At 51.1% G+C, this 266-nt stretch carries 1 protein-coding gene; it reads right to left on the bottom strand.

The window, feature by feature from the left end:
* Nucleotides 1-266: aldo/keto reductase (locus R0K30_RS22240; protein WP_410613045.1), on the bottom strand; the 266-nt coding region annotated here is incomplete at both ends.

The raw sequence follows: 266 nt of genomic DNA, 5'->3' as shown, positions 1-266 counted from the left end.
CGGCGCGGTATAAAGATTCTTGGATGGTTTGTACAGCTTTGTCATAGTCATGGTAGCGCCCGGGCAGCTTGGACGTCACGTATAGCTGTTCTCTCGGAACAGAGCTTCTGCGGATGGCTTCTCCGACCGATCCTTCATTTTCATAGTTATAAGCGGTGTCAATCAGACGGTAGCCGATATCAATGGCGCTGGTAATGGCATGAACGCCATTGTTTCCGTTAAGAGCGTATGTACCGAAGCCGATCGCGGGAATGCTTGTCCCATCC

Origin of the sequence: Bacillus sp. SIMBA_154 (genome assembly GCF_046536015.1) — a bacterium.
Lineage (GTDB): Bacteria > Bacillota > Bacilli > Bacillales > Bacillaceae > Bacillus > Bacillus pumilus_P.
Note: the sequence above shows the minus strand (reverse complement) of the source record. Positions and strands in the feature narration are given on the sequence as shown.